General features: G+C 62.6%; 15 protein-coding genes, 1 tRNA gene and 2 pseudogenes. 8 read left to right on the forward strand and 10 right to left on the reverse strand.

Annotated elements, in window-relative coordinates:
• Positions 1-221: 221 nt before the first annotated feature.
• From X760_RS48715 to X760_RS48730, 4 genes and pseudogenes are all read right to left on the reverse strand, one after another.
• A pseudogene (locus X760_RS48715) lies at positions 222-1,815 on the reverse strand (ATP-binding protein).
• Between the two features lie 203 nt (positions 1,816-2,018).
• Positions 2,019-2,906, reverse strand: a complete 888-nt coding sequence (locus X760_RS48720; RefSeq protein WP_023718013.1) for an alpha/beta hydrolase — start codon at positions 2,904-2,906, stop codon at positions 2,019-2,021.
• A gap of 78 nt (positions 2,907-2,984) precedes the next feature.
• Positions 2,985-5,024: a response regulator gene (locus X760_RS48725; protein ID WP_245278536.1), complete on the reverse strand. Its 2,040-nt coding sequence runs from the start codon at positions 5,022-5,024 to the stop codon at positions 2,985-2,987.
• A gap of 52 nt (positions 5,025-5,076) precedes the next feature.
• On the reverse strand, positions 5,077-10,782 hold the full coding sequence (locus tag X760_RS48730; RefSeq protein WP_023718015.1) for a HAMP domain-containing protein: 5,706 nt from the start codon (positions 10,780-10,782) through the stop codon (positions 5,077-5,079).
• Between the two features lie 288 nt (positions 10,783-11,070).
• Between X760_RS48730 and X760_RS0137385 the strand changes: the two genes are divergently transcribed.
• Positions 11,071-11,376, forward strand: a complete 306-nt coding sequence (locus tag X760_RS0137385) for a hypothetical protein (RefSeq protein ID WP_031193686.1) — start codon at positions 11,071-11,073, stop codon at positions 11,374-11,376.
• A gap of 1,285 nt (positions 11,377-12,661) precedes the next feature.
• A complete protein-coding gene (locus X760_RS48735; protein ID WP_031193688.1) occupies positions 12,662-12,859 on the forward strand; it encodes a hypothetical protein in 198 nt (65 codons plus the stop codon).
• Between the two features lie 131 nt (positions 12,860-12,990).
• Here X760_RS48735 and X760_RS48740 read toward each other — a convergent pair whose 3' ends face one another.
• The 3 genes from X760_RS48740 to X760_RS48750 all read right to left on the reverse strand — a co-directional run bounded on the left by X760_RS48740 (position 12,991) and on the right by X760_RS48750 (position 14,043).
• Positions 12,991-13,194 (reverse strand): hypothetical protein, encoded by a 204-nt coding sequence (locus X760_RS48740; protein WP_023718019.1) that lies wholly within the window; start codon positions 13,192-13,194, stop codon positions 12,991-12,993.
• A 221-nt stretch (positions 13,195-13,415) separates the two neighbouring features.
• Positions 13,416-13,491: transfer RNA gene (locus X760_RS48745), tRNA-Ala, on the reverse strand.
• 162 nt (positions 13,492-13,653) lie between these two features.
• On the reverse strand, positions 13,654-14,043 hold the full coding sequence (locus X760_RS48750; protein WP_023718020.1) for a TIGR02300 family protein: 390 nt from the start codon (positions 14,041-14,043) through the stop codon (positions 13,654-13,656).
• A 194-nt stretch (positions 14,044-14,237) separates the two neighbouring features.
• Here X760_RS48750 and aroA point away from each other — a divergent pair, with 194 nt between their 5' ends.
• The 4 genes and pseudogenes from aroA (at position 14,238) to rpsA (ending at position 18,454) form a co-directional block, all read left to right on the forward strand.
• Positions 14,238-15,596 (forward strand): 3-phosphoshikimate 1-carboxyvinyltransferase, encoded by a 1,359-nt coding sequence (gene aroA, locus X760_RS48755; RefSeq protein ID WP_023718021.1) that lies wholly within the window; start codon positions 14,238-14,240, stop codon positions 15,594-15,596.
• Positions 15,593-15,874, forward strand: a pseudogene (locus X760_RS79065) (hypothetical protein); the annotation flags it as partial. The gene aroA and the pseudogene X760_RS79065, both read left to right, overlap by 4 nt.
• Positions 15,875-15,901: 27 nt before the next feature.
• The gene (cmk, locus tag X760_RS48760) at positions 15,902-16,552 is read left to right on the forward strand and encodes a (d)CMP kinase (RefSeq protein ID WP_023718022.1); all 651 of its coding nucleotides are present in this window, start codon (positions 15,902-15,904) and stop codon (positions 16,550-16,552) included.
• Between the two features lie 204 nt (positions 16,553-16,756).
• Positions 16,757-18,454 carry a 30S ribosomal protein S1 gene (rpsA, locus tag X760_RS48765; protein WP_023676278.1) on the forward strand — a complete coding sequence of 566 codons (1,698 nt, stop codon included), beginning with the start codon at positions 16,757-16,759 and terminating at the stop codon, positions 18,452-18,454.
• 90 nt (positions 18,455-18,544) lie between these two features.
• Here the strand turns inward: rpsA and X760_RS48770 are convergent, their stop codons facing one another.
• Genes X760_RS48770 through X760_RS48780 form a run of 3 tightly spaced genes read right to left on the reverse strand, consistent with a single transcriptional unit; the run spans position 18,545 to position 21,735 of the window.
• The gene (locus X760_RS48770) at positions 18,545-19,252 is read right to left on the reverse strand and encodes an SDR family NAD(P)-dependent oxidoreductase (RefSeq protein ID WP_023718023.1); all 708 of its coding nucleotides are present in this window, start codon (positions 19,250-19,252) and stop codon (positions 18,545-18,547) included.
• A gap of 57 nt (positions 19,253-19,309) precedes the next feature.
• Positions 19,310-20,890 carry a 5-guanidino-2-oxopentanoate decarboxylase gene (locus tag X760_RS48775; protein ID WP_023718024.1) on the reverse strand — a complete coding sequence of 527 codons (1,581 nt, stop codon included), beginning with the start codon at positions 20,888-20,890 and terminating at the stop codon, positions 19,310-19,312.
• A complete protein-coding gene (locus X760_RS48780; protein WP_031193690.1) occupies positions 20,887-21,735 on the reverse strand; it encodes an arginine deiminase family protein in 849 nt (282 codons plus the stop codon). The genes X760_RS48775 and X760_RS48780 overlap by 4 nt, the downstream gene beginning before the upstream one ends.
• A gap of 218 nt (positions 21,736-21,953) precedes the next feature.
• Here X760_RS48780 and X760_RS48785 point away from each other — a divergent pair, with 218 nt between their 5' ends.
• Complete coding sequence (locus X760_RS48785; protein ID WP_023718026.1) at positions 21,954-22,763, forward strand: ABC transporter ATP-binding protein; 810 nt, start codon at positions 21,954-21,956, stop codon at positions 22,761-22,763.
• Positions 22,764-22,817: 54 nt separating this feature from the next.
• Entirely contained in the window at positions 22,818-23,612 is a 795-nt protein-coding gene (locus X760_RS48790; RefSeq protein ID WP_023718027.1) for a transporter substrate-binding domain-containing protein, read from the forward strand.
• Positions 23,613-23,710: the final 98 nt, after the last annotated feature.

Here is a 23,710-nt window from a genome sequence, read left to right on the forward strand (position 1 = left end):
TAGGTTCGGCGGATATTTGCGCTACAGTCCTGCCGTATTTCTTGTCTTCGTCAGTTGATCGCGGCTGATCTCTTCATTGGCAAACCGACCCGCTGGTAATTTAGAAGATATGTAAAGCGCCGTCGGCAAGAGGGAGTGCTGTAGCGTCGAACAACTTACAATAGCGGATCTGCGTCGCGCCAATCGTCGTCGTATGATGAAGACCGCGCTCGGCCGCCGCCTCACCCCACCGCACTCCGCTGCTCCGCCTCCACCGCATTCGGATCGCCCGGCGCCGTCGCCCAGGCCAGCTCCACGAGCGTCACCGTCCGCCGTCCGCCCCCGTCAAGCTGACACACGATCAGCCTCTGCTCCTCGATATAGGTCAGCAGGCGCCGTGCGCGGCGTAGCGAGTGCGAGCCGTAGGCNGTCCCCCCCGTCAAGCTGACACACGATCAGCCTCTGCTCCTCGATATAGGTCAGCAGGCGCCGTGCGCGGCGTAGCGAGTGCGAGCCGTAGGCGCGGGCGATCGCGGCGTCGCTCGGGCAGGGCCAGCCTTCCTTCGCCGCGCGGGCGATCATCATGAAGACGCCTTGCATGTCCTCGGGCAGCAGCGAGGCGCGCGCCGAGACGTCCTGCCAGGCATCGTCGCCTATCATGTCGGAGCCGAGCCCGGCGCGGGCGCGCGTCAGCATGCGGCGGAACTCCGGCAGGTCCGGCACGACCGAGGCGAGGCCTTCTATGCGGCAGCGGACGATGAACTCCTGATAGAGCACGCCGATGACGCGGAAGCCGGCATCGGGCTGCGCCAGCACGGCGCGCAGCACCCGGTCGACGCGCTCGCGCCGCTCCGCCAGATCCTCGGCGCTGATCGGCGGCTCCACCGGTTCGGGGCGGATTTCCAGCGCCGCCGATTTCGCCGCCATCAGCTGATCGAGCAGGTCCGGCGAGGAGCGGCGCTGCGGCCGGACGGTTTCCGGCGGCGGGGCCGCCAGGATGATCGCGCGGGCATCCTCCAGCGCCGATTCCGGCAGCGGCATCAGGCGCGGGGTCGCGTTGCGCGGACTCGTATCGGTCGGGCCGATGCGCAGACCGAGCGGACGGCGCGACAGCGCCGGGCCGAGCGCCATGAACTGCCCGCGCTCGAGGTCGCGAAAAGCCTCCGCCTGGCGCCGCTCCATGCCGAGAAGATCGGCGGCGCGCGCCATGTCGATGTCCAGAAAAGTCCGGCCCATGAGGAAATTGGAAGCCTCGGCGGCGACGTTCTTGGCGAGCTTGGCCAGCCGCTGGGTGGCGATGATGCCGGCCAGCCCGCGCTTGCGGCCACGGCACATCAAATTGGTCATGGCGCCGAGCGAGAGTTTGCGCGCCTCGTCGGAAACCTCGCCGGCAACCGCCGGCGCGAACAGCTGCGCCTCGTCTACCACCACCAGCATCGGATACCAGTGGTCGCGGGCGACCTCGAACAGCCCGCCGAGAAAGGCGGCGGCGCGCCGCATCTGGTTCTCGGCGTCGAGCCCTTCGAGATTGAGCACCGTGGAGACGCGGTGGATGCGCGCCCGCTCGCCGGCGCTCTGCAGGCCGCGCTCGGTATGCTCCTCGGCATCGATCACCAGATGGCCGAAACGGTCGCCAAGCGTGACGAAGTCGCCTTCGGGATCGATGATGGTCTGCTGTACCCAGGGCGCACTCTGCTCCAAGAGCCGGCGCAGCAGATGGGATTTGCCGGAACCCGAATTGCCCTGCACCAGAAGCCGCGTCGCCAGCAGTTCCTCAAGATCCAGCGCCGCCGGGGCGCCCGCGCTCGTCTGGCCCATCTCGATCGCAACGGTCATGTCCGACTCTCCTTGGGGAGAGGGCTTATCAACCGCATCACAGCCCGTCGAGCGCGCCATGGCCGGCGCTCCGTGTTGCGCACAGGCTGGATGCTGCTAGGGTCAAAGATACGAAACGTACCGTTTCGATTCGAGACTGCCGCTAAGGGGTGGATTCCTGTCCTTGGCATCGGCAACCGGATCAAACCGATCGCCCAAAGCCTTCATTGACGCGATGGAGATCGAGCGGCCGAAGCCGGTTTTTTGCGGACATTTGCCCGCTCCTCCAGGTCTCGCCAGAAGCCAAGCACTGTCGCCACGATCGCTTCCGGCGCGTCCTCCTGCATAAGATGCTTCGCGTTCGGCACGACATGGAAGGAAGCACTCGAAATGCGGCGCGCGAGCTCGCGACCGTCATCGATGGGAATCCACTGGTCGTCCTCGCCCCACAGGATGGCAACGGGGCAACGAATCTCGCCGTAGCGCCACTCGACCTCTTGCGAGTATTTGTCATCCATCTGAGCGATCTGGCGCCAGAAAGCTTTTTGACCTTCGGCTCCCAGCCACGGCGCGAGGTAGAGCGCCATCTCGTCCTCGCGCAGCGCATTCGCTACGGCGGCGCCGATGTAGGCGCGCAGGATTGCTTCATGAATGTAGTGCGGAAGGCCGGAAAAGACCGCCTCGTGTTTCTTGGCGGCCTGAACAAGTGGTGAGCCTTGCGGGCTGATTGCGACCGGATCGATCAGCACCAGCGACCGATAGTCGAGCCCATTGAGCAAATGACCGCGTAACGCTGTTGAGCCGCCGAAATCATGCGCGACGACATCGGGGGCACGCAGGCCCCAATGATCGTAAAGGGCCGCGAAAAGCTCGTTCTGAATGCCACGAGACACGTCGCTATCGGGTTTATCAGATCGACCATAGCCGAGCATGTCAAAGCAATAGATTCGCCTCTGTTGGCCGAGCAAAGGCGCAATTCTACGCCATGCCGACGATGAGAAAGGCGTGCCATGCAGCAATACCGCGGGTGAGCCCTCGCCCATCGCGCCCCAGGCGATCGAGTTCCCTTGAAAGGTGAAGCGTTCAGGAAGAGGCCAGTCCGCTGTCGCCATCAGTCTCTCCTCCGATCCTAGCGCAGCCAGAGACCTACCCAACGGCAACCCATGGATCAGGTTCCAATGGTCCGCCTTTCACCGGCTGGCCTGCTTGGCCCTCGGCGATCCGGCGCGCGCAGCCGCTGCAAGAATGCTCTCCATCAGGTCCTTTTCGCGCAGCGGTTTGCCGAGCAGCGGCACGTCGGGGGGCCGGTCGGCGATCGCGTCGGCGTCGGCATATCCGGTTATCATCACCGCCGGCCAATCGGACCGCAGATTGCGGGCGAACCGGATGACCTCGAGCCCCGAGACGAGCGGCATGGCAAAATCGGTGACGATGACATCGAAATCGTACGGCGCCCGCTCGATCATCGCCAGCGCTTCCGCACCGCCCCCGGCGCAGGTAACCGCAAAGCCATGTTGGCGAAGCGATTGCGCCGTCAGTTCCCGCAGTACATTGCTGTCGTCAATCAGCAGGACCGACGGATAGTCCTCGCCGGCATTCACGACGGTGTTGTCGGCATCGGACTTGTCGGCGATTTCCACCGGGCGCTCGATTGAACGCGGCAGCCAGAGCTGGACGGATGTTCCACTGCCGACGGTGCTCTCAATGCGGAGCGTGCCGCCCGATTGCTTGACGAAGCCATGCACCGTGCTCAGACCGAGGCCAGTGCCCTTGCCGACCGGTTTTGTGGTGAAGAACGGTTCAACGACCTTGGCGAGAATGTCGGCCGGTATGCCCGACCCCGTATCCTTGACGGTGACCACGACATAGTCGCCCGCCGAAATATCCTCGGCTGCACTGCCTAGCGTTCGATTTTGCGCCTCCACGATTATCGTGCCGCCGGACGGCATGGCATCGCGCGCGTTGAAAACCAGGTTCATCAGCGCCAGCTCCAGCTGGCCGGCATCGACATGCGCCGGCCACACCGTGTCGTCGACAAGCCAATCGAAACGGATCAGGCCGCCCAGAACCGGGGCCACCAACCCGTTCATGGTGCCGCCAAGCGCAGCGAGGCGCACGGCCTGCGGCCTCAGTGTCTGGCGGCGCGAGAACGCAAGCATGCGGTTGACGAGCTCGGCGCCTTGTTTTGCCGACCGGCGCGTCAGTTCCAGAACTTGCCTGGCCTGTCCATCGAACTCGGCGTGGCGCTCGAGCAATCCCAATCCGCTGAGAATTGCGGCAAGCAGATTGTTGAAATCATGCGCCAGGCCGCCGGTAAGCTTGCCAATCGCGTCGAGGCGCTGCGATTGCAGCAGCTGGTTCTCAAGCTCGCGCCGCTCGGTAACGTCCAGCAATGTGCCGAGGATCTCGGGCCTCTGGCCATCGGAACCGTTCGACAGGACGCCCTGGTCGAGGAAAATCCGGTAATTGCCGTCGGCGCATTGCCAGCGGAATTCGCAGGTGTAGGAGCCGATGGCCTTGGCTGCGAGCAGGGCTTGCCTCACTCTCGGCAGATCGTCGGGATGAACCCGGCTTAGGCCGAAGCCTGGATCGGAGGTCAGCCGTTCGGCAGGAAAGCCGGTCAAGCGTTCGACCCCTTCGGTGACAAAGCTGGCGCCGAACGGCGGCTCCGCCGCCCTTGCGTGGAAGCAGACCGGAAGAGAGCTCAAAATGGCATGCTGCCGCTCCTGGGCGCTACGCAGCGCCCGCTCGGCCTCGAGTTTTTCCTGCTGCGCCTGCAGTGCCTGGGCCAGCAGCCGTTGCTCGGCAGCCGCCTTTTGCTGGATTTCGAGCGTCTTCTCATGAAGTTCGACGAACACGGCTACCTTGGAACGCAGCATGGCCGGGTCGAAGGGCTTGAACACGTAATCCACCGCGCCGGCGTCATAGCCGCGCAGCATGTGGGCGTCTTCCTTGTTGATGGCGGTGAGAAAGATTATCGGCGTTCGCCTGGATTGCTCGCGCTGGCGAATCAATCCAGCGGTCTCGTAGCCGTCCAGCCGAGGCATCAGCACATCCAGCAGGATGACGGCGAAATCCTCTTTCAGCAGAGCGCGCAGCGCCTCTTCGCCCGACTGCACGCAGACGACTTCGCCGACAGGGGCCAGAACCTCGCCGATCGCCAGCAGATTGCGCTCGTCGTCATCCACGGCCAGGATGCGCGCCTTTGCCGGCCCTGTCGCCGGGGCCATAACCTCCAGCTTCCTCGCTCCGTTTCTCGACAGTTTCTGCATCGAGCGGCCGTCAGTTCACTGCCATGAGCGTCTTTTCCGGACCATGGACACGGGATCGCGAGCGGCCGATCCAGACACGCAGCAAGGCCAGCAGCAGGTCGAGGTCGACCGGCTTGGCGATATAGTCAGAGGCGCCGGCGTCGAGGCACTTCTGCCGGTCGCCCTTCATTGCCTTGGCGGTAACCGAGATCAACGGGATATGGGCGATTGCCGGCATGCCGCGGATCTGCCGCATCGTCTCGTAGCCGTCCATCTCCGGCATCATGATATCGATCAATGCGGCGTCGATATCCGGGCTCTGCTCCAGAAGCGCAATACCTTCCCTACCGCGCTCCGCGTGCAGCACCTGGATGTCATAGGTCTCAAGAACGCTGGTGAGCGAATAGATGTTGCGGATGTCGTCGTCGACGATGAGGACCTTTGCGCCGGCGAGGTCGAATTTATCCGGCTGTTCGGCTGCCGAACTGTCGTGGCCTCGCCCCGGGAGCGTTGCGGATATCAGGAGAGCCAGCTGCGCGAAATTCTCCGCCCGCGGAACGTCCGCCAATGCCGGATGCAAGGCGAGCGACTGTTGCAGCGCTTCCGGATGCGGCGCGAAGAACAACAGTCGCGACACGGACTGCCCGAACAGGACGGCAATCTCATCCAGCATCTGGGCGTTGTCCTTGGCCGAGCGGCCAAGGCCGAGCACAACGGCATCATAGCCGGCGATGCCGATGTCGTCGGCATTCGCCGCGACGCGGCCGATCGCGGTGACCGAGGTGACGCCGTCGCGGATCGCCTCGATCAACGAGAGACGGCGCTCGGGATCGGTATCGGCAATGAGGACTCGGCGCTGGACGCGGAGCTTTCTGGAGTGAATGTCCTGGAAGACCTTCATCAGTTCGTCCGCCGACACGGGCTTGGTTGAAATACTGGATGCGCCCTTGCGGGCAAGCACCTCGATATCTTCGGCACCCGAGATGACATGGACGGGAATGTCCTTGGTTTTCGGGTCATGGCGAAGCAGATCGAACAACACCCAGCCGTCGATATCCGATAGTCCGAGATCCAGCGTGATCGCATCGGGAACCAGCTTGCGGGCCAAAGCCAGCGTGCCAGAGCCCGCGGTCGACAGGACGCCCTTCAGCCCGGCCGAACGCGCCAGGCCGAGCAGCAAACCGCCAAAGGTCGGGTCGTCCTCGACGATCAGCACGACCCTATCTTCCGGTGAGATCGTATCGCGGTCATCAAGCAATTCGGAGGATGGCGGGCTCGGCTGCGCCGTCGTCGCGACCACCTCCATCGCCGGCAGCAAGGCCGCTTGCGGGGCCAAGGCCATCCGAGGTCCGTCGAACGGGATGACCAGCGTGAACGTCGAACCCTTGCCCGGCGTGCTCTCGACCCGCAATTCGCCGCCGATCAGCCGGGCGATCTCCCGGCTGATCGAGAGCCCAAGCCCGGTGCCGCCATATTTGCGACTGGTGGTGCCGTCGGCCTGCTGGAAGGCCTCGAAAATCAGCTTCTGCTTGTCCTGCGGAATACCGATGCCCGTATCGGTGACCGCGATAGCGAGCGCTTCCATCGGTTGCACCGAGCCGTTGTGACGGCCAGTCTTTTCGGCCCGGAAATTCAAGCTGACTTCGCCCTCGGAGGTGAACTTGAACGCGTTCGACAAGAGGTTGAGCACAATCTGCTGCAAGCGCTTCTCGTCGGTGCGGACGGTCTCCGGAAGCTCGGGATCGACGTTGATGGCGAAGCCAAGCCCCTTGTCGGTCGCCAGCTGCCGGAAGGTTCGCTCCATATGCTGGCGAAGATGCACCACCGGCATGTCATTGATATCGATCGAGACGGTACCCGATTCGATCTTCGACAGATCGAGGATATCGTTGATGAGGCTCAAAAGGTCGGTGCCGGCCGAGTTGATGGTGCGCGCGAACTCGACCTGCTTGTCGTTGAGATTGCCTTGCTGGTTGGTTGCGAGCAGGTTTGAAAGGATGAGCAGCGAGTTCAGCGGCGTACGCAGTTCGTGGCTCATATTGGCGAGGAATTCCGACTTGTATTTCGAGGTAAGCGCCAGCTGCTCGGCCTTCTCCTCCAGCGCACGGCGCGCCATCTCGATTTCGAGGTTCTTGTTCTCCACCTGCTTCTTTTCGTTCTCGAGCAACTGCGCCTTTTCCTGCAGCTCCTCGTTGGTGGCGTGCAGCTCTTCCTGCTTTTTGGTCAGCTCGGTCTGACGCGCCTGCAGCTCCGAGGTCAGCAGCTGCGACTGCTTGAGCAGGCCTTCGGTGCGCATGGTGGCGGCGATGGTGTTGAGAACGATGCCGACGGATTCCATCAGTTGGTTCAGGAACGACTGGTGCGTGTCGCGGAATTCGCTGAACGAGGCGAGTTCGATGACGGCCTTCACCTCGTCTTCGAACAGAGCCGGAAGAATGATCACGTTCGCTGGCGCGGCATTGCCAAGGCCGGACGTGACACGCAGGAAATTGGGCGGCACATTGTCCAGCATGATGGCGCGCTTGTCGGCGGCACTTTGCCCGACAAGGCCTTCGCGCAGATCGAGGCGTTGCTTGATCTCCGCCTTGCTTTCGGCGCCATAGGAGGCGGCGAGTTCCAGATAGAATTCATCCTCGTCGCGGTTGGTCACGTAGAACACGCCATATTGCGCATTCACCAGCGGGGCGAGTTCGGACATGATGAGACGCGAGACCGTGGCCAGGTCGCGCTCGCCCTGCAGCATGCGCGAGAACCGGGCGAGATTGGTCTTCAGCCAGTCCTGCTCGGCATTCTTCAGCGTCTGGTCCTTCAGATTGCGGATCATCTCGTTGATGTTGTCCTTCAGCGCCGCGACCTCGCCGGAGGCCTGGACGCTGATCGAGCGGGTCAAATCGCCCTTGGTCACCGCCGTCGACACCTCGGCAATCGCGCGCACCTGCGTGGTCAGATTGGCGGCGAGCTGATTGACGTTGTCGGTCAGGTCGCGCCAAAGGCCGGCAGCGCCAGGCACACGGGCTTGGCCGCCGAGCTTGCCTTCGATGCCCACTTCGCGGGCGACGTTGGTCACCTGGTCGGCGAAGGTCGCAAGCGTCTCGATCATGCCGTTGATGGTGTCGGCGAGCGAGGCGATCTCGCCCTTGGCATCGACCGTCAGCTTGCGCTTGAGATTGCCTTGCGCGACCGCCGTCACGACATCGGCGATGCCGCGCACCTGGTTGGTCAGGTTCGTCGCCATCAGATTGACGTTGTCGGTCAGGTCCTTCCAGGTGCCGGCGACGCCCTCCACCCGTGCCTGGCCGCCAAGTTTGCCCTCGGTGCCGACCTCGCGGGCGACACGCGTCACTTCGCCGGCAAAGGAGTTCAACTGGTCGACCATGGTGTTGATGGTCGATTTCAGCTCCAGGATCTCGCCCTTGACGTCGACGGTGATCTTCTTCGACAGGTCGCCGCGCGCCACTGCGGTGGTGACCTCGGCGATGTTGCGAACCTGGCCAGTCAGGTTCTCGGCCATCGAATTCACATTGTCGGTCAGATCTTTCCAGGTGCCGGCAACGCCGCGCACCTGCGCCTGGCCGCCGAGCTTGCCCTCGGTGCCGACCTCGCGCGCCACGCGCGTCACTTCCGAGGCAAAGGAATTCAGCTGGTCGACCATCGTATTGATGGTGTCCTTCAGCTCGAGGATCTCGCCGCGCACGTCGACCGTGATCTTCTTCGACAGATCGCCAAGCGCCACCGCAGTCGTCACCTCGGCGATGTTGCGCACCTGCCCGGTCAGGTTGGCGGCCATCGCATTGACGTTGTCGGTCAGGTCCTTCCAGGTGCCGGCAACGCCGCGCACCTGCGCCTGGCCGCCGAGCTTGCCGTCGGAACCGACTTCGCGCGCCACGCGCGTCACCTCGGAGGCGAAGGAATTCAGCTGGTCGACCATCGTGTTGATGACGTCCTTGATCTGCAGGATCTCGCCCAATGCATCGACCGTGATCTTCTGGGTGAGGTCGCCGGTCGCAATTGCCGTCGCCACCTTGGACACGTCGCGCAACTGCACGGTCAGATTGCCGGCCATGGCATTGACATTGTCGGTCAAATCTTTCCAGGTGCCGCCGACACCCTCGACATGCGCCTGGCCGCCGAGCTTGCCTTCCGATCCCACTTCGCGCGCCACACGCGTCACTTCCGAGGCGAAGGAATTGAGCTGGTCGACCATCGTGTTGACGGTGTCCTTGAGCTCCAGGATTTCGCCCTTGACGTCGACGGTGATCTTTTTCGACAGGTCGCCGCGGGCCACTGCCGTGGTGACCTCGGCGATGTTGCGCACCTGTCCGGTCAGGTTGGCGGCCATCAGGTTGACGTTGTCGGTCAGGTCCTTCCAGGTGCCGCCGACGCCCTTCACCTCGGCCTGGCCACCGAGCTTGCCTTCGGTGCCGACCTCGCGCGCCACACGCGTCACTTCGGACGCGAAGGAGTTCAATTGATCGACCATCGTGTTGATGGTGTCCTTGAGCTCGAGGATTTCGCCCTGCACGGCGACAGTGATCTTCTTCGACAGGTCGCCTGAAGCGACGGCGGTCGTTACCTCGGCGATGTTGCGGACCTGGCCGGTCAGGTTCTCGGCCATCGAATTGACGTTGTCGGTCAAGTCCTTCCAGGTGCCGGCGACGCCACGCACCTGAGCCTGGCCGCCGAGCTTGCCCTCGGTGCCGACCTCGCGCGCCACGCGCGTCACTTCGCCGGCAAAGGAGTTCAGCTGGTCGACCATGGTGTTGATGGTCGATTTCAGCTCGAGGATCTCGCCCTTGACGTCGACTGTGATTTTTTTCGACAGGTCGCCAAGCGCCACAGCCGTGGTCACCTCGGCGATATTGCGCACCTGGCCTGTCAGGTTTTCGGCCATCAGGTTGACGTTGTCGGTCAGGTCCTTCCAGGTGCCGCCGACACCTTCGACGCGCGCCTGGCCGCCGAGCTTGCCTTCGGTACCGACCTCGCGCGCAACGCGCGTCACTTCCGAGGCGAAGGAATTGAGCTGGTCGACCATCGTGTTGATGGTGTTCTTGAGCTCGAGGATTTCGCCCTTCACATCGACGGTGATCTTCTTCGACAGGTCGCCGGAAGCGACGGCGGTCGTCACCTCGGCGATGTTGCGCACCTGCCCGGTCAGGTTCGTCGCCATGGCGTTGACGTTGTCGGTCAGGTCCTTCCAGGTCCCGGCCACACCTTTCACGCGGGCCTGGCCGCCGAGCTTGCCTTCGGTGCCGACCTCGCGCGCCACGCGCGTCACCTCCGAGGCGAAGGAGGCCAGTTGCCCGACCATGGTGTTGACGATCTTGCCGATGCGCAGGAATTCGCCGCGCAACTGCCGGCCGTCGATTTCGACCATCATCGTCTGCGACAGGTCGCCTTTGGCGACCGCGCCGATGACGCGCGCCACTTCGGCCGTCGGCTGAACCATGTCCTCGATCAGATCGTTGACGGAACGGACGCTCGATTCCCAACTGCCGGTAGCGTTGCGGACACGGCCGCGTTCGCCGATCCGGCCATCCTTGCCGACGACCTTGCTGAGGCGTTCGAACTCGCGCGTGACCTGATCGTTGAGTTCTACGATTTCGTTGAAGGTGTCGGCGATCTCGGAATCGAGGCCGGTGTAGACATTATCGATGCGAACGGAGAAATCACCGCTCCGAAAAGCCTTCAGCGCGTTCAGTATTTGACGGTGGTCCAATTGCCTTGTGGATGCAAGCACGCTCACAGCGCCCCTCCCAGCTCACGGATTTCTTGAATGTCTTGGTGAAACTGTCCCCTGCGGCCGACACAACTCCCCGCAAGCGCAATAACGCGGCATGCTCGATTTGGTTCCAGACGAAATTGCCGCTATGCGGCAGGAATTTCGCAGCCGCATTCACGAAACGACGAGCAACAAAGATCTATAATGGTTGTATCGATCACTATTTATGCCAAACGGAACATCTCGAAAAAACTCTCGTTGGGTATAGATCGCGATAGAGCGATGCAACTCGATGGAGACACTAAGATGATGAAAATTCTCTCTGCATTCCTACTTGCTATCGGCCTGGCCACATCTGCCATGGCACAATCGATGGGCTCCGGGACCGGTAGCGCCGATGGCAATACCGGCGTCAACACAGGCACTTCCGGCGGCAACATCGGGACCGGCAGCGCAACTACCCCGAACACGATCGATCCGAACGCAACGAACGCCACCACGCCGCAGACAAACGGTATGGAGGACCGCTGCAAGGATACGGCGGGCAGCGATACCGACAACAATACCCCCAGCGGCGCCATGACGTCGGATATGCAGAACTGCAACAAGTAACGGAGTTTTGCTCAGCGGTCATTTCAGCCCGCTGCCTGGTTCAGACCCGGCGCTCGCGGTTCAAACCACAGCCAGAAAAATGCACTGACCGGGCACGGGCTCACTACTTTTGGACCGGCGAGCCCAAGCCGGGCGGCCGACTACACTAGTCTCAGCTAGGTTCCGCGATAGGCGGCGGGCAGCCCGGTAGCGCAAAGAGTGGGGGAGTCATTTCCAAGCAGTTATATGCGACGATGGCTTAGTCCAATTTAATGGACGATTTCGGTTAAGCGCTGCAACTGATAAAACAGTTAGGAAACAGTTGGCACTCTCGCTGAAAACAGCGGCGGAACAGTGTCCGATGCGCACTGAAAACAGTGAAGGAACAGCGACCCGGGCAAGGGAATTTCATGCCTGAAAACAGACCGGAAACAGACGGGACGCGACCCTGGATTCTGGCGCACTATGTCCAGACTCCAATAGCGCGCGACGAATGGGATTCGCGACCAGTACGCGCGCCAGGGGGAGTTAGCTCAAAGAACCTGTATTAGGTGGCAGTTAGATAGTGTCTCAGTTTGAAATTTTGCCGCACGCCGCTCGCCTGTCGCACCGCGCACGGCGCACGACCGGCCGAACCAAAGAAGAGGCGCGCTCCCTTGTTTCGCGCCGTATCCCCATCTAGCCTGCACTACTTTCAGTTGTGGGGATCGGGTATGAAACAGAATCAGGTTGGCACTCGGCGATCATTCGCAGGCAACGCATTGGCCATCGGGCTTTTGATGTCGAGCATATCTCTGGCAGGGTGCACTACAGTTTCGACTAGCGGCGCGGATGGATGGCTTACGAAGCGAACTGCTTACGGGGTTTCCGACGCAATGGCTAAGAAGGGCATGATGCCCGTAGCCGTCGACTGCCGGTTCGATAGAACAGATCCGGACAATGCGGCCTTTGGATCCAAGGTTACGTGGAAACCTGCCCCACCAAACTTCCTCTGGCAGTGGCATGTCGGCTATCCCGATTACGTTGCGACGAAGGAAGCTAGATCACGCGCAATGGGCCTCCATCGCGTGTTTTCGAAAAGGGTTCGTGATCAGGCAACAGGTCAAGTGGTTCAGTGTTCGATCTGGACGAATTGAAGCCGCTCGGCCTCGGCCCAAAAGGGAATCGATTCCGGCTTGGGGGTGACTACCGATAAACGCGATTATCGCTGGCGTCCGTCACAGCTGAAGAGGGAACCGATGGCAGAAGCTCAGCACATCACGAAGATCGTCGACGGCGTGGCAGCCTACGACTCGGAGAAAGCGAAATGAGCCACCAAGCTGCAATAATGCGAGCACTTCTCGTTGGCATCCCTTTCCTGATTCTTATGGCGTTTCTGCTTTGGATGGCAAACCGCTCAAGGATCGTCATGGCAAACGCCGCGAAAGAGATCGCCAAAGAAATTCGGGAAAATACGGCAGCGGTGAAGGCTCTTAGCGAGCGTATCGACAAAATGAAGCGTTAGTCCAAAAGACCGATTTTCATGTGGCGATACCGGGCGCCGTCGAGCCACCGCATCCAATTGGCCGGTATAATTAGCGGTATCCCGGTCGACCGCTGCAGCTGAAAACAGTTGGGGAACAGTAGCTTCGGACCTCAGTCTTGGCTCGGCTTACCAGACATGCGGTTGTCGATATCAGTCAGCTTGGCCAAGATGCCTTCTTGCGCCTGCACCATCGCTTGCTGAACATGGATGAGTTTGAACGTGAGCCAGATAGAAACCCAAAGGCTTGCTGCGAGATAAATCAGCATCGGCATCCAGGAGATGAAGATCCCGAGCAGCGAGTTTTCCGATTCCATATTGCCCCCACATACGATGTTGCCGCGATATCCTTGCCGCCGGGCGTGCATGAACGCAAGCTACTGGCGCCAAGATCGATATCTTGTCCACCGCTGTCAGGCATTGCTGCTTCGGACCTGAAAAATGTTTTGTGCGGTGCGCTGGCGGTGCCCCGGACCTTTCCAAGGCAAGGGCCCCTGAGGGGGTGGAAACTAATTTTCTGAAAACGTGAAAGAACTTTTGGTGGAGCCAATCGGAATCGAACCGACGACCTCTTGAATGCCATTCAAGCGCTCTCCCAACTGAGCTATGGCCCCACTCCGGCAGTTCGCCGGCGCCGTTTCCGGCGAAGAGATCCGGCGCGGGTTGAGACCGCGTCGTTAGTGCAGGCGGCTTCTAACCCCGCCTTCAGTCAATATCAAGCCTTCAAGAACCGCTTTTTCTAGGCAGCGCCGCGAAAGCCGGCGAATGCGGTTCGCTCAGACTTCGTCGTCGTCTTCGCCGACGCCGATCATGTCGGCAACGTCGTCGTCTTCTTCCTCCTCGTCGGCAAGGAACGCGTCATCCTCGTCATCGCCAAGGTCAACGTCGTCCTCGTCATCGCCGAGATCGGGAAGCTCGTCGGCCTTCGCGTCCTCGTCCGCCTCTTCGAGAGAGACGACCTCGACGCCCTCTTCCTCCTCGGCGTCCACTTCCTTCTCGGCAACTTCCTCTTCCTCCTCGAGGGCGGCTATCTTGCCTTCCTCGAAATAGGAGCGCGGATAGCTCTTGCCCGTGTAAGGCGAGACGATCGGGTCCTTGTTCAAGTCATAGAATTTTCGACCCGTCTCCGGGTCGATGCGTTTGGTGCCAAGTTCGGGTTTTGCCACAGCAAGCCTCGTCGATGAAAGTTTGGTCCCCTTAACCAGAGTTTACGGCGCTGTCAAAGCGAAAAGCCGGCGTCCCAAAAAGCTTGAATTCGAAGGCCTTCGTACCAAGGGGATGACCATCTCGATCCGCCATGATAGGAGACCGCGCAAACCACAAGAAAATGGCCGGCCGCCGGCGTTTCCAGGAAAGAACCATGTCGCACACTGCCGCCCCGAAGCAGGCCACCGCCCGAAAATCATCTGGTCTTTCCGGCGCGGCACGGGTGCCGGGCGACAAGTCGATCTCGCACCGTTCCTTCATGTTTGGCGGGCTGGCCTCCGGCGAAACCCGCATCACCGGACTACTGGAAGGCGAGGACGTGATGCGTACGGGCGCTGCCATGAAGGCGATGGGCGCTCATATCGAGAAGCATGGCACTGAGTGGGTGATCCGCGGAACCGGCAATGGCGCGCTGCTGCAACCGGAGGGCCCGCTCGATTTCGGCAATGCCGGCACGGGCTCCCGCCTCACCATGGGCCTGGTCGGCACCTATGACATGGAAACCACCTTCATCGGCGACGCCTCGCTGTCCGGCCGGCCGATGGGCCGCGTGCTCGAACCGCTTCGCCAGATGGGCGTGCAGGTGCTGAAGGCGACGCCCGGCGACCGCATGCCGATCACGCTGCGCGGGCCCAAGCACGCCGCGCCGATCACCTACCGCGTGCCGATGGCCTCGGCACAGGTCAAGTCGGCGGTGCTGCTGGCGGGGCTGAACACGCCGGGCATCACCACGGTCATCGAGCCGGTGATGACGCGCGACCACACCGAAAAGATGCTCAAGGGGTTCGGCGCCAATCTGTCGGTCGAGACCGACGAGCGCGGCGTGCGCCACATTTTCATCGAAGGCCAGGGCAAGCTCACCGGCCAGACCATCGCGGTGCCTGGCGACCCCTCCTCGGCCGGCTTTCCGCTGGTGGCGGCGCTGATCGTGCCGGGCTCGGACATCACCATCGAAAACGTGCTGATGAACCCGACCCGCACGGGGCTTCTTTTGACGCTGCAAGAAATGGGCGCCCGGATCGACATTCTCGACCGCCGCAATGAAGGCGGCGAGGATGTTGCCGACCTGCGCGTGCGTTACTCCGAGCTGAAAGGCGTCACCGTGCCGCCCGAACGGGCGCCGACCATGATCGACGAGTATCCGGTGCTTGCCGTGGCGGCGAGCTTTGCCGAGGGCGAAACGCTGATGCTCGGGCTTGAAGAACTGCGGGTGAAGGAATCCGACCGGCTGTCGGCGGTCGCCAACGGGCTGAAGCTCAACGGCGTCGATTGCAGCGAGGGCGAGGCCACGCTGGCCGTGCGCGGAAAACCTGGCGGCAAGGGCCTCGGCCAGCATCCCAACGGACAGGGCACCATCGTCCAGACCCATCTCGACCACCGCATCGCCATGAGCTTCCTGGTGATGGGGCTGGCGACGGAAAAACCGGTAACCATCGACGACCAGGCGATGATCGCAACGAGCTTTCCGGAATTCATGGGGCTGATGAAGGGGCTGGGTGCGGAGATCGAGTGAGATACTTTTACGTTCATTGGAAACATCGCATACCGGAGGAGCCGTCCCGTCTCTGGTATGAAGTTGCCGACGACAATTTCCAGAACCGGACTATCGAGTTCTATACCGATGGCTCCGTGGGTTTTGCCATTCGCGGCGCTGCCCTCGACGGGTCGGAGGATATTGAGATCGGGGGCACCAGAAATTCCGTAGAAGGCTTTCCCGATCTCACAGAGATCAATTCCGACAATCAGTTCGAGGCCTCGGAGGTCAACGCGGTTGACTTCGAGCGTCGATGGAGTGAGGCACTTGCATCGAGGTTTCGAATGACGACAGGCTTCACCATCGCCATCGACGGCCCTGCAGGCGCTGGAAAGGGCACCCTTGCCCGACGGCTCGCCGATCACTACCGGCTAAACCTGCTCGACACCGGCCTCACCTATCGCGCGGTGGCGCATTCGCTGCTCCGGCTCGGCCTGCCGCTCGACAATGTCTCGGCCGCTGAGACCGCGGCTCGTCAGGTCGATCTGGCAAAGCTCGACCGCGCCGTGCTTTCGGCACACGCCGTCGGAGAGGCTGCCTCGAAAGTGGCTGTCATCCCGTCGGTGCGGCGCATCCTGGTCGACAAGCAGCGCGACTTTGCAAAAACCCCGCCGGGCGCGGTGCTCGACGGCCGCGACATCGGCACTGTCGTCTGTCCCGATGCCGACGTAAAACTCTATGTCACGGCCAGTGCCGAGGTGCGGGCAAAGCGGCGGCTGGACGAAATCGAGAGCATCGGCGGCACTGCCAATTTCGATGAAATCCTTGCCGATATCGTGCGTCGCGACGAGCGCGACATGGGCCGCATGGACTCGCCCTTGAAACCGGCAGCCGATGCGCACTTGCTCGACACGTCGGAAATGGCTATAGAAGCCGCGTTTCTGGCAGCTCGGGCGATCATCGATGACGTCCTGGCCAAGAGAAACGAAGCCTGAGCCGGGTTTTCCTGCCGCCGCCCATTGCCGGCGACAAAAAGAATTCCCATATCGGGCATGAACCAGCCTGCCAGCATTCTTCATGCGCCGGAATTGCCGCCCAAAGGCGGCCAGGGCTTTTTGCCCGGAACGCCGGCAGGCCAACGCAACGCTAACCCACGGCGCCCGCCCCGCGACAGATTGCGGGGCATTCCAGGAGAAACTATGTCAGTTGCAAATCCCACTCGCGATGATTTCGCGAGCCTGCTCGAAGAATCATTTTCCGCCGGCCATTCCGGCGAAGGCCAGGTCGTCAAGGGCATCATCACCGCCATTGAGAAGGACATGGCCATCATCGACGTCGGCCTCAAGGTCGAAGGCCGCGTGCCGCTGAAGGAATTCGGCGTCAAGGGTAAGGACACGACGCTCAAGGTCGGCGACACGGTCGAGGTCTATGTCGAGCGTATCGAGAACGCGCTTGGCGAAGCCATGCTGTCGCGTGAAAAGGCCCGCCGCGAAGAGAGCTGGGTCCGTCTCGAAGAGAAGTTCACCAAGGGCGAACGCGTCGAAGGCGTCATCTTCAACCAGGTCAAGGGCGGCTTCACCGTCGACCTCGACGGTGCCGTGGCTTTCCTGCCGCGCAGCCAGGTCGATATCCGCCCGATCCGCGACGTCTCGCCGCTGATGCACAACCCGCAGCCCTTCGAGATCCTCAAGATGGATCGCCGCCGCGGCAACATCGTGGTGTCGCGCCGCACCGTACTCGAGGAAAGCCGCGCCGAACAGCGTTCGGAAATCGTGCAGAACCTCGAAGAAGGCCAGGTGGTCGAAGGCGTCGTCAAGAACATCACCGACTATGGTGCGTTCGTCGACCTCGGCGGCATCGACGGCCTGCTGCACGTCACCGACATGGCATGGCGCCGCGTCAACCATCCGACCGAAATCCTCAATATCGGCCAGACGGTCAAGGTGCAGATCATCCGCATCAACCAGGAAACCCACCGCATCTCGCTCGGCATGAAGCAGCTCGAGAGCGATCCGTGGTCCGAGATCGGCACCAAGTTCCCGATCGGCAAGAAGATCAAGGGTACCGTTACCAACATCACCGACTACGGCGCATTCGTCGAGCTGGAGCCGGGCATCGAAGGCCTCATCCACGTTTCGGAAATGTCGTGGACCAAGAAGAACGTGCATCCCGGCAAGATCCTGTCGACGACGCAGGAAGTCGACGTGGTGGTGCTCGAAGTCGATCCGGCCAAGCGCCGCATCTCGCTCGGCCTCAAGCAAACGCTGGAGAACCCGTGGGAGGCCTTCGCGCGCAGCCATCCGGTCGGCAGCCAGGTTGAGGGCGAGGTCAAGAACAAGACCGAGTTCGGCCTGTTCATCGGCCTCGAAGGCGATGTCGACGGCATGGTCCACCTTTCCGACCTCGACTGGACCCGTCCGGGCGAGCAGGTGATCGAGGAGTACAATCGCGGCGACATGGTCAAGGCGCAGGTGCTCGACGTCGACATCGACAAGGAGCGCATCTCGCTCGGCATCAAGCAGCTGGCCAAGGACACGGTCGGCGAAGCGGCGACGTCAGGCGAACTGCGCAAGAACGCAGTCGTCACCTGCGAGGTTATCGGCGTGAAGGATGGCGGTCTGGAAGTGCGGCTGGTCGACAGCGGCATCGAGACCTTCATCAAGCGCTCCGACCTCAGCCGTGACCGCGACGAGCAGCGCCCCGAGCGCTTCACTGTCGGCCAGAAGGTCGACGCCCGCGTCATCGCCTTCGACAAGAAGACCCGCAAGCTGCAGGTCTCGATCAAGGCGCTGGAAATCGCCGAAGAGAAGGAAGCGGTCGCCCAGTACGGTTCGACTGACTCCGGCGCTTCGCTGGGCGACATCCTGGGTGCCGCGCTGAAGAAGCAGGGCAGCTAAGCCAACACTGCGCCTCGCGCAGGTTGTAAACGAAACAAAAAGCCCCGCCGGAGCGATCCGGCGGGGCCTTTTTTGCACCCGACCTGAATTTCAGGCCCTGCCGTAAAGCGGCACCAGCGTGCCGCTCATCGCCAGATTGGCCGGCGAAGCGAGGTAGGCAATGGCCTCCGCGGCTGCTTCCAAGCTGACCCATTTGCTGAAATCGGCGCCCGGCATGTCAGCCCGGGTGGCCGGCGTGTCTAGGGTCGAGGGCGCCACGGCGTTGACCAGTATGCCCTTGCCCTTCAGCTCTTCGGCCATCGCCACGGTCATCGCGGCGACCGCCGCCTTGGCGGCAGCGTAAGCCACCTTGCCGGAGCCGCGCCGCGGATCGAGCCCGGCTCGCGCGGTGACATTGACGATGCGGCCCGATACGGAAGATTCCAGCATCGAGCGTATCGCCGCGCGGCAGCACAGGAAGGTGGTGCGGGCGTTGGTGTCCATCATCTCGGCAAAGGAGGCGGGCTCGATCTTCTCGACCGGTGCGGCGGTGAAGCCGCCGGCCAGATGCACCGATGCCCACAAATCCGGAACGCTAGCATAGAAGGCATCGACCTTGGCAGCGTCGGCGAGGTCGACATTGTGCGCCAGCCTGACGCGGTCATGTGCCGGGAAGGGAAAATGGGCAGGCGCGGCAGCGTGGGCATTGGGCACATGGCAAATCGCGCCCTGCTCCAGCAGTTTCCCTACGACCGCGCCGCCAAGCGCCCCGGTGCCGCCGGTCACCACGATATGTCTGCCGTCCAGTGTTTCCGTCATATTCGACCGCTCCGTCGTTGCGCGCCGCCGATGCGGAAGGTCGCGCCTTTCGCGCAATCACTCAACCGAAATCTCGATGACGTAGGGTCGTCCCGCCGCCCGCGCGCGCCGTAGCGCGTCCGCCAAGCCGCCGGCGCCGGAAATCCGCTCGGCGGCAATGCCATAGGCTTCGGCCAATTTGCAGAAATCCGGCGGTGCCGGGGAGACGCCGACCGGCTCGACGCCGACATCGAGCATCGAGGTTTCGATCTCGCGGTAGCCGCGATTGTTCCAGACGGCGAAGATCACCGGCGCCGCCGCGTCGAGCGCGGCGCCCAGTTCCGGCAGGGTGAACTGGAAGCCGCCGTCGCCGGTGAGACAAACGACCGGCGCCTCAGGCCTGGCAAGGGCAGCACCGATCGCCGCCGGCGGGCCATAGCCGAGCGCGCCGAAGCCGGTAGCGGCGTTGAACCAGCCGCCCGGCCGGTCGTGATCGTAATAGAGGTTGGCGGCGTAGACCGGCTGGGTCGAATCGCCGACGATGATCGAGCCAGGCAGCGCATCACGGATCGTCTCGACGGCGCGCAATTGCGCCTGCATAGCTGGGCCAATCTCGGCAAAGGCCGCTTGCCGCGTCGCGGCCGCGCGAGCGGCGCCGTCGCCTGATTGCGCCTGGCCCATGCCGAGTTCGGCATGCAGCGCCTCGAGCGCTGCGCCACAATCGGCCTGGATCGAAATCCGGGCCGGCCGCCTGGTAAGTTGGTCGGCGCCGATGTCGATGCGGATCAGATTGGCGGGCAGGACAAAACCGCCGTCGCCATAGCCGTCATAATCGGTCGGACCGAATTCGGTACCGGCGGCGATGACCAGGTCGGCATCGGCCATCAGCGCACGCACCGCCTTCAGGCTGGGGCTGGCCGGCACGCCAAGCGGATGGCGATAGAGCAGGCCGCGCGCATTGGCGGTCTGGACGACCGGCGCTCCCAACCTCTCGGCCAGGCGCTGCAACGGCGCTTCGGCAGCTTTGGCGCCGCCGCCGGCCAGGATAAGCGGCCGGCGGGCGGCAGCGCAAAGCCTGGCTGCCTCAGCGATCACCGCGGCGCCCGGCTCGGGCGGGGCCGAATTCCGCAGCAGCGCCACGATGCCGGTGGCGGGCATGGTCATGACATCGGTCGGGATCTCGATATGCACTGGCCCCGGACGCGAGGATGAAAAAAGTGCAAAAGCGCGGGCGAGCACGCCGGGCAATTCGCCGGCCTCGGTGACACGGTGCGAAAACAGCGCCACCTTCTCCATCATGCCGCGCTGGTCCGGCAGTTCATGCAGATGGCCAAGGCCCTTGCCCAGCGTCGGCGTGGCGTTGACGCCCGAGATTACCAGCATCGGCACCGAATCGGCGCGCGCCTGGCCCATGGCGGTGATGGTGTTGGTCAGCCCCGGCCCGGTGATGACGAAGGCGACACCCGGCTTGCCGCTGGCGCGCGCATAGCCGTCAGCCATGAAGCCGGCGCCCTGCTCGTGGCGCGGCGTGACGTGACGGATCTTCGACCGCGCAAGCCCGCGGTAGAGCTCGACCGTGTGCACGCCGGGAATGCCGAAGACGGTGTCGACGCCGTGCGCTTCCAGCAAGGTGATGAGCGCTTCGCCGATCGTCGTCATTGTCTTAGCACCGGGCGCGTGAGGCAGGTTGGGCCGCCCTCGCAGGCAATGCACAGCGCATCGGCCTCGAATGTCGAGACCGTACAGCCGGCGGCCTGCATGGCAGCCGCCGTCTTCGGAAAACCGGCAACGGCGATAACCTGGCGCGGCGCGGTCGGCAGGACGTTCAGGCTGAGCCCGCTCGAGGCGAAGAATTCGTCGGCGTCGCCCTCGACCAGGCGAATGCCATGCGCACGCAGCATCTGGTGGAAGGCGACCGGCAGGAGCGGCCCATAGACCAGCGCCAGATCGTCGGCGAGCGGGCTGATCACCGACATCAGATGCAGGCAGGCGTCCTCGCCTTGCCAGAGCGGCAGGTCGAAGCCATAGACCTGGATGCCTTTGGGTGAAAGCAGGTTGGAGAGCTGCTGGATGCCGTGCTGATTGGTGCGTACGCCGCGGCCGACCGCCAGTGTGTTTGCATCCATCCACACGCAGTCGCCGCCCTCGACCTGGCCGGGAGTCTCGATACGGCCGAGGACAGGTATGCCCATGCGCCCATAAGCTGCCTCGTGCAGGCCGGGCTCGGGCCGGCGCAGCGCCTTGCCCATGGCAAGGATGACCGCGCCATGGTCGGTCATCAGCGAGGGATCGTGGGTAAAGACAGAATCGGCAAGCCCGTCATCGGCGTCGCTCAGCCATTCGATCTCGGCGCCTGAGCCGGAAATCAGCCCGGCCAGCGCTTCATGCTGGGCCGCCGCTTTTTGCGGATCGAAGCCGGGACCGTAGTGCCATTCCAGTGCTTCGGCCCGATGCATGGCGCTGGCGGCGGAGCGCATCAGCACGCGCTGCAGCGGCCCGGCCATCGACTGCGACCCGTATGCTTTGCCCACTAAATTCTCCTGAAACGCGCTCCCTCCTGCCAATAGCCACTCGGCAGGCCGTGATCAATGGTCCAAAAACTGCGGTTGACGGAGGCAAGCGGAACGGTCCATCTTGAGAATCGGAACGCTGTCCAGTGACGGGTAATGGGTAATAAATTCCAGCAAGGACTGCCTCGGCTGCTCCGCGGGGCACCGCGACGATGACAGCGCCGGCCACCGCCCTGAAGCATACGGTGCAGAACGGCGCCGCCGAAGCCATCCACGTCGAGAACCTGCACAAGAATTTCGGCAAGCTGCACGTATTGAAGGGCGTTTCGCTGTCGGCGCGCGATGGCGAGGTGATCGCCATCATCGGCGGCAGCGGCTCGGGCAAGTCGACGCTGCTGCGCTGCATCAATTGCCTGGAGAACCCGACCAGCGGCATCATCCGCGTCAATGGCGAAGAGATAAAGCTGAAGGCCGACAGCCACGGCCACACCGTGCCCGCCGACCGCAAGCAGATCGAACGCATCCGCTCCAAGCTCGGCATGGTCTTCCAGAACTTCAATCTTTGGAGCCACATGACGTTGATCGAGAACGTCATCGAGGTTCCCGTGCATGTGCTCGGCGTCAAGCGCGATGTAGCGATCGGCGAGGCGGAAAAGCTGCTCGCCCGCGTCGGCCTGGCCGAAAAACGCGACGTCTACCCCGCCTATCTGTCGGGCGGCCAACAGCAGCGCGCAGCGATAGCCAGGGCGCTGGCCATCAATCCGCGCGTCATGCTGTTCGATGAGCCGACCTCGGCGCTCGACCCGGAGTTGGTCGGCGAAGTGCTGAAGGTGATCGGCGACCTGGCGCGCGAAGGCCGCACCATGGTGCTGGTCACGCATGAGATGAAGTTTGCCCGCGAGGTGGCGACGCATGTCGTCTATCTCCATAACGGGCTGGTCGAGGAAGAAGGGCCGCCGGAACAGATCTTCGGCGCACCAAAATCCGAAAGGCTGAAGCAGTTTCTGCGCAATGTTGGATGACTTGCGAGAAAAGCAGACGGGAACGTCAAAACCAAAAAACGGGAGAACTGAAAAATGAAACCTTTTCTCAAAACGGCGCTCGCGGCCACGCTGATCGCATTGTCGGGCGCATTTTCGGCAAGCGCCGAACAGATCAAGGTGGGTTTTTCGCCGGAAGCCTATCCGCCGTTTTACTCGCAGGATGCTTCCGGCAAGTGGGGTGGCTGGGAAGTCGACATCGTCAACGCCATTTGCGGCGAAGCCAAGCTGGATTGCGCATTGACGCCAGTCCCGTGGGACGGCCTCATCCCGGCGCTTAAAACCAAGAAGATCGATGCGATCATGAATTCGATGTCCATTACCGACGAGCGCAAGAAGGAAATCGACTTCTCCGACAAATACTATAACACGCCGACTGCGGTGATCGGCGCCAAGGATCAGAAATTCGATGCGACGCCAGAGGGGTTGAAAGCCAAGATAGTCGGCGTTCAGGCGTCTACGGTGCACGCCGCCTACGCCAAGAAGCACTTCACCGACGCTGCGGAAATCAAGGAATACCAGACGCAGGACGAGGCAAATCAGGATCTCGCCGCCGGCCGGATCGATGCCACTCAGGCCGATTCGATCGCGCTCGACGCGTTTTTGAAGTCGGACCAAGGCAAGGCGTGCTGCGACCTCAAGGGTTATGTCGCGCCGGACCGTGAAGTGCTCGGGCCGGGCGTCGGCGCCGGCATGCGCCAAGGCGACACCGAGCTCAAGGACAAGATCAATGCCGCCATCAAGGCCATTCGGGCCAATGGCAAATATGCCGAAATCACCAAGAAGTACTTCGATTTCGACATCTACGGCGAAGCGTCGCAGTCCAACTGACGGCAACGGCGTCAAGCCGGGCATGCCTAGCCGCCGTCGTCGCGGTGGGCATGTCCGGCTTGACGCATCATTGGCGCCTCAACCCGCAAGTCCAGGGG

This window comes from Mesorhizobium sp. LSHC420B00 (assembly GCF_000503055.1).
Classification (GTDB): domain Bacteria; phylum Pseudomonadota; class Alphaproteobacteria; order Rhizobiales; family Rhizobiaceae; genus Mesorhizobium.

Coding starts and splice junctions, on each gene's coding strand:
- X760_RS0137385 (WP_031193686.1), top strand. CDS start 11,071: ATGATGAAAATTCTCTCTGCATTCCTACTTGCTATCGGCCTGGCCACA.
- X760_RS48770 (WP_023718023.1), bottom strand. CDS start 19,252: ATGACGGAAACACTGGACGGCAGACATATCGTGGTGACCGGCGGCACC.
- X760_RS48785 (WP_023718026.1), top strand. CDS start 21,954: ATGACAGCGCCGGCCACCGCCCTGAAGCATACGGTGCAGAACGGCGCC.
- X760_RS48775 (WP_023718024.1), bottom strand. CDS start 20,890: ATGACGACGATCGGCGAAGCGCTCATCACCTTGCTGGAAGCGCACGGC.
- X760_RS48720 (WP_023718013.1), bottom strand. CDS start 2,906: ATGGCGACAGCGGACTGGCCTCTTCCTGAACGCTTCACCTTTCAAGGG.
- X760_RS48780 (WP_031193690.1), bottom strand. CDS start 21,735: ATGGCCGGGCCGCTGCAGCGCGTGCTGATGCGCTCCGCCGCCAGCGCC.
- X760_RS48735 (WP_031193688.1), top strand. CDS start 12,662: ATGAGCCACCAAGCTGCAATAATGCGAGCACTTCTCGTTGGCATCCCT.
- X760_RS48790 (WP_023718027.1), top strand. CDS start 22,818: ATGAAACCTTTTCTCAAAACGGCGCTCGCGGCCACGCTGATCGCATTG.
- cmk (WP_023718022.1), top strand. CDS start 15,902: ATGACGACAGGCTTCACCATCGCCATCGACGGCCCTGCAGGCGCTGGA.
- X760_RS48740 (WP_023718019.1), bottom strand. CDS start 13,194: ATGGAATCGGAAAACTCGCTGCTCGGGATCTTCATCTCCTGGATGCCG.
- aroA (WP_023718021.1), top strand. CDS start 14,238: ATGTCGCACACTGCCGCCCCGAAGCAGGCCACCGCCCGAAAATCATCT.
- rpsA (WP_023676278.1), top strand. CDS start 16,757: ATGTCAGTTGCAAATCCCACTCGCGATGATTTCGCGAGCCTGCTCGAA.
- X760_RS48725 (WP_245278536.1), bottom strand. CDS start 5,024: ATGGCCCCGGCGACAGGGCCGGCAAAGGCGCGCATCCTGGCCGTGGAT.